General features: G+C 70.6%; 4 protein-coding genes. 2 read left to right on the forward strand and 2 right to left on the reverse strand.

Translation table 11 applies throughout. The features are described 5' to 3' along the window. Both ABVB68_RS36615 and ABVB68_RS36620 read right to left on the reverse strand, forming a co-directional pair. Positions 1–619 (reverse strand): maltotransferase domain-containing protein (locus tag ABVB68_RS36615; protein ID WP_353605545.1); only part of this gene is annotated, 619 nt, incomplete at its 3' end. Positions 620–723: 104 nt separating this feature from the next. After that, complete coding sequence (locus tag ABVB68_RS36620) at positions 724–1,023, reverse strand: DUF5133 domain-containing protein (protein WP_353605546.1); 300 nt, start codon at positions 1,021–1,023, stop codon at positions 724–726. Between the two features lie 302 nt (positions 1,024–1,325). Between ABVB68_RS36620 and ABVB68_RS36625 the strand changes: the two genes are divergently transcribed. Both ABVB68_RS36625 and glgX read left to right on the forward strand, forming a co-directional pair. Next, the gene (locus tag ABVB68_RS36625; RefSeq protein WP_353605547.1) at positions 1,326–1,832 is read left to right on the forward strand and encodes a pep a2; all 507 of its coding nucleotides are present in this window, start codon (positions 1,326–1,328) and stop codon (positions 1,830–1,832) included. Next, entirely contained in the window at positions 1,829–3,976 is a 2,148-nt protein-coding gene (gene glgX, locus ABVB68_RS36630) for a glycogen debranching protein GlgX (RefSeq protein WP_353605548.1), read from the forward strand. Before ABVB68_RS36625 ends, glgX begins: the two co-directional genes overlap by 4 nt. Positions 3,977–4,086 lie beyond the last annotated feature (110 nt).

Raw genomic sequence — 4,086 nt, forward strand, 5'->3', positions numbered from 1 at the left:
AGAACTCGTACCACGAGCCGTACAACGCCCGCTCCCGCTCCACCAGCAACGGCATCGCGTCCGACGCCGTCACCAGCTCCCGCAGCGGATACCGGGCCAGCAGCGACTCCACCTCCGGGGCCAGCGCCGCCTTCAGGCGGTCGTGCACCGACAGCGAGTCGTCGCCGAGGGCGCGCGCGGCGGCCAGCACCACGTTCCGCTCCGGGCCCTTGGGCACTCCGGCGGCGGCGCGCTCGTGCAACTCCGCGCCCTCCTCCAGGACCAGTCCGGTGTCGATACCGGCCGGCACCTTGACGGAGGCCGTGTGCCGCCAGGTCGCCAGCGGATGGCTCCACGCCTCCACGCGGTACGTCCAGCGGCCCGTCGCGTCCGGGGTGATCTCCGCTCCCCAGCGGTCGCTGCCCGGGGACAGCTCCCGCATCGGTGTCCAGGGGCCGCGACGGCCGTTGGGATCGCGCAGGACCACGTTGGCGCCCACGGCATCGTGCCCCTCGCGGAACACCGTGGCCGTGACCTCGAAGGTCTCCCCGACCACCGCCTTCGCCGGCCGCCTGCCGCACTCCACGGACGGCCGGACGTCACGTACCGGTACACGGCCGATGGCCGGGGTCCTGCCCATGTATCTCACCTCCGCCGTGCGCGAAGCCGGGCACGCGGCCCGGCTTCGCGATCCGAGACGGGCCGACCGCGCCGGTCCGTGGGAACGCCTTGTACGGTGCCAGGTCAAGAGCTTGGCGCCGTGGAACGCCGCTCCGGTGGCGGCGCTCTTCTCGCCGCCCGGCGCGACTTCGGCCGCCCGTCCTGCTCGCGCAGGTAGGTGACCAGGTTGGTGCGCAGATAACGCTCCGCGGCCTCCGCGGCCTCGCGGGCGCACCGCTTGCCCATCAGGACGCAGAGCGTGTAGCCCGCATCCTCGAAGGTGGCCCGGACCGTGCGGTCGTGGGGCGAGGCGAGCATCACGCGCTCCCAGGCCCGGTAACGCCGCAACTGCCGGGCCACTTCGGCCTTGGCGGGTAGCAGCATTGCCCTCTTCACCCTCCACGCTCTCGACTGGGCGCGTTCCCGGCGGTCGGGTGGTGTCCGCGCGCGGGGAGGCGCGGCACCGTTACGGCGATCGAGGCTTTCACTCATGGTGCACGGACGACGACGCAGCGTCTTGTTGGAGCTTCAACCATTACTGGTGTCGGGTGCTCGTGTTGCACGAATGGCGTAGTGGCCGCACCGTGGAGGTGACTCAGAAGCGATCAGCGCTCACGCTATGTGTCCGGGATCCCTCCCGGACGGGCGAGGGGAGCGACAGCTTCGCCGGTGAGGAGCAAGCGACGATGAAGACCGCAGTGCCCTGCTACTACCACCTCGACGTGGAAGTCAGCCCGGAACGGGTAAGTCAGGTCAGCCGCATCCTGGCCGCCCACTTGCGCTACTGGGACCTCGAGAACCTCACGGATCCCGTCTGCCGCGGCGCGGAAATGCTGTTGCGGGCGATCGACGAGCACGCCAGCGACAAGCACACCTCGATCGAGATGTGGTGGAACGGCCAGCATCTCATCACCGCCTTCGGTGACGACGACCCCGATCTCCGCCCCGACCAGGACCTGCGGGCCTGCCTGGCCGACATCGCCGCGATGAGCGACGGCTGGGGCTGCTGTGCCTCGGAGACGGGCAGCAAGATCATCTGGTTCTCGCAACGTGCCCGCGCCGGCCAGCGCGTCCCGCTGGTCCCCCTCGCCCCCGCGCCGAGTCTGCGTACGGGCCTGAAGGTGCCGCGCTCCGCACACGTGCCCGCACTCGCCGCGTCCACCCGCACCGACGCGCTGGAGGGCAGCCGGTGACCACCCGCAAGACACGCAAAGGGGTGCCCGTGTGGAGCGGGCACCCCTACCCGTTGGGTGCCTCGTTCGACGGACAGGGCACCAACTTCGCCCTGTTCAGCGAGGTCGCCGAGCGGGTCGAGCTGATCCTGGTCGACGACGCGGGCCGCCGGACCCCCGTCCCGCTGCACGAGGTCGACGGCTTCGTCTGGCACGGCTACCTGCCCGGAGTCGGCCCCGGCCAGCGCTACGGCTACCGGGTGCACGGCCCCTGGCAGCCCTCGCTCGGCCACCGGTGCAACCCGGCGAAACTCCTGCTCGACCCGTACGCCCGTGCCGTGGACGGCCAGATCGACAACCACGCCTCCCTGTACGAGCGTTCCCCGGACGGCCCCGCCCCGGCCGACAGCGCCGGGCATTCCATGCTGGGGGTGGTCACCGACCAGTTCTTCGACTGGGGCGACGACCGCCCGCCGCGCACGCCGTACGCGGACTCGGTGATCTACGAGGCCCATGTCCGGGGCCTGACCCGCACCCACCCGGACGTCCCCGAGCGGCTGCGCGGCACCTACGCGGGCCTCGCCCACCCCTCGGTGATCGAGCACCTGACCTCGCTCGGCGTCACCGCGGTGGAGCTGATGCCGGTGCACCAGTTCGTCCAGGACGGTGTGCTGCAGGACCGCGGCCTGTCCAACTACTGGGGCTACAACACCATCGGCTTCTTCGCCCCGCACAACGACTACGCCGCCTTCGGCAGCCTGGGCCAGCAGGTCGACGAGTTCAAGGCCATGGTGAAGGCGCTGCACGCGGCCGGTCTCGAAGTGATCCTCGACGTGGTCTACAACCACACCGCCGAGGGCAACGAGATGGGGCCCACGCTGTCCCTGCGCGGCATCGACAACGCCTCCTACTACCGGCTGGTGGACGGCGACTGGGGGCACTACTACGACACCACCGGCACCGGCAACAGCCTGCTGATGCGGCACCCCTACGTGCTCCAGCTGATCATGGACTCGCTGCGGTACTGGGTCACCGAGATGCACGTCGACGGCTTCCGCTTCGACCTCGCGGCGACCCTCGCCCGGCAGTTCCACGAGGTGGACCGGCTCTCCGCGTTCTTCGACCTCATCCAGCAGGACCCGGTGATCAGCCGGGTCAAGCTGATCGCCGAACCCTGGGACGTGGGGGAAGGCGGTTACCAGGTGGGCAACTTCCCGCCGCTGTGGTCGGAGTGGAACGGCAAGTACCGGGACGCCGTACGGGACTTCTGGCGGGCCGAGCCCGGTTCGCTCGGCGAGTTCGCCTCCCGGCTCACCGGCTCCTCCGACATCTACCAGCACAGCCGGCGCCGGCCGCGCGCGAGCGTCAACTTCGTCACCGCGCACGACGGTTTCACACTGCGCGACCTCGTCTCGTACAACGACAAGCACAACGAGGCCAACGGCGAGGACAACCGGGACGGCGAGAGCCACAACCGGTCCTGGAACTGCGGAGTGGAGGGCGACACCGACGATCCGGCCGTCCTGGAACTCCGGGCCCGCCAGCAGCGCAACCTGCTGGCCACGCTGCTGCTCTCGCAGGGCATCCCGATGCTCTGCCACGGCGACGAACTCGGCCGCACCCAGCGCGGCAACAACAACGCCTACTGCCAGGACAACGAGATCTCCTGGATCGACTGGGAACTCGCGCCGGAGCAGCAGGCCCTCGCGGAGTTCACCCGGCACCTGATCGCCCTGCGCGCCGCACACCCGGTGCTGCGCCGCCGGCGCTTCTTCCGCGGGGAGACCGCGACCAAGCCCGAACAGCCGCTGCCCGACCTGATGTGGCTCCGGCCCGACGCCCGCGAGATGACCGGCCGGGACTGGCAACGCGACGACGCGCACTCGGTCGGGGCGTTCCTCAACGGCGACGCCATCGCCGAACGGGACCCCTACGGCCGCCGCATGGTCGACGACTCCTTTCTGCTGCTCGTCAACGGCTACTGGGAGCCGGTCGACTTCCGCCTGCCCGACCACACCTTCGGAGAGCGCTGGACCACCCTGATCGACACCGCGGAGCAGGACGGCATTCCCGACGAACGCGAGCGCAAGGCCGGGACCAGGATCCGCCTGGAGGCCCGCAGCCTCGTGCTGCTGTCCCGGCCGTCACGCGCCGCCGCGAAGTAGCGGCGGGCCAGGGGACGCCGCACCCCGCGTGCCCGTGCCGGACGGCATCCTCGCGGCCTTCGACGACCGCCTCCCGTTCACCCTCACCGAGGGCCAGCGGAAGGTCTCGA

Source organism: Streptomyces sp. NPDC096012 (genome assembly GCF_040426375.1).
In the GTDB taxonomy this organism is placed as follows: Bacteria; Actinomycetota; Actinomycetes; order Streptomycetales; family Streptomycetaceae; genus Streptomyces.

Coding starts and splice junctions, on each gene's coding strand:
- ABVB68_RS36625 (WP_353605547.1), top strand. CDS start 1,326: ATGAAGACCGCAGTGCCCTGCTACTACCACCTCGACGTGGAAGTCAGC.
- ABVB68_RS36620 (WP_353605546.1), bottom strand. CDS start 1,023: ATGCTGCTACCCGCCAAGGCCGAAGTGGCCCGGCAGTTGCGGCGTTAC.